At 59.8% G+C, this 1,030-nt stretch carries 1 protein-coding gene; it reads left to right on the top strand.

What is annotated here, in order from left to right:
- Positions 1-544 precede the first annotated feature (544 nt).
- On the top strand, positions 545-1,030 hold a 486-nt coding region (locus EQG76_RS31380; RefSeq protein ID WP_331463856.1), incomplete at its 3' end, for an MBOAT family O-acyltransferase.

Below are 1,030 nucleotides of genomic sequence, written 5' to 3'. Positions count from 1 at the left end.
TGCCGTAGGATATCCTCTCGATCTTCGAGAGATTAGGCCGTCCATGACACTCCGAGGCTAAACACCTAGGAGGCGCAGGCCCAGGAGACAGAGCTGCGACAGGCAATACGCGCTATGTGAGTGGACAGAGTTGCCGCCGAAGTCCGACGAGCACCTGGCGCAGGCCCGGCAACTACGAAATCCAGCGCCATCAAAGACATAAGGCGCTCCCACAGTGATTACAAATCACGCGCAGTAGGCGGTGTTGCGGTCTTGCAACACAATTCAACACCTCACTGTGATTTTACGCATTTACCGTAAGATTACCGGCCGGTAATGGCAGCAACAGGCGCGCCGGTAGTCGCGCGCGGCATACCTGTCGCCTCGCCAACCGGGTCCACAAATGGTTTTCAGTTCCTATCCGTTCATATTCGGATTTCTACCAATCGTGCTGATCCTAGTTTGGGGCATTCGACTGTTCGCTCCACCCATTGCGGCTGTCGGAGTTCTTGCTGCCGCATCGGTCTGGTTTGCCGGATACTGGGATTGGCACTACCTGCCCCTGATGCTGGGCACCGTGGCCTTCAACTTCATCATGAGCTGGACGATCTACGCCCAGCGCACCGATCGCCGCCGCAAGCTGGCCATGGCGGCCGGCGTCGCCGGCAACCTCGCCTGCCTGGGCTACTTCAAGTATGCCATGTTCGTGGTGAGCAGCATCGAGACCCTGCTGGGCACCAGCTTCGGCATGGCCGCGATCATCCTGCCCATCGGCATCTCCTTCTACATCTTCACCCAGATCGCCTTCCTCGTGGACATCTGGCGCGAGCGCCGCACCCCCTTCTGGCGCGACCGGAGCCGGCCCTACGGGCCGCTCGACTATCTGCTGTTCGTCACGATCTTTCCGCATTTGATCGCCGGGCCGATCATCCATCACAAGGAGATGATCCCCCAGTTCCGCAGCCCGGGCTTCGGCCGGTTCGACATCCAGTCGGTCAACACCGGGATCGCCTATTTCGTGCTGGGCCTGGCCAAGAAGGTGCTGATCGCG

Origin of the sequence: Geminicoccus flavidas (genome assembly GCF_009806515.1) — a bacterium.
In the GTDB taxonomy this organism is placed as follows: domain Bacteria; phylum Pseudomonadota; class Alphaproteobacteria; order Geminicoccales; family Geminicoccaceae; genus Geminicoccus; species Geminicoccus flavidus.
The sequence above is the reverse complement of the archived record's forward strand: the minus strand, read 5'-3'. Positions and strand labels throughout refer to the sequence as shown.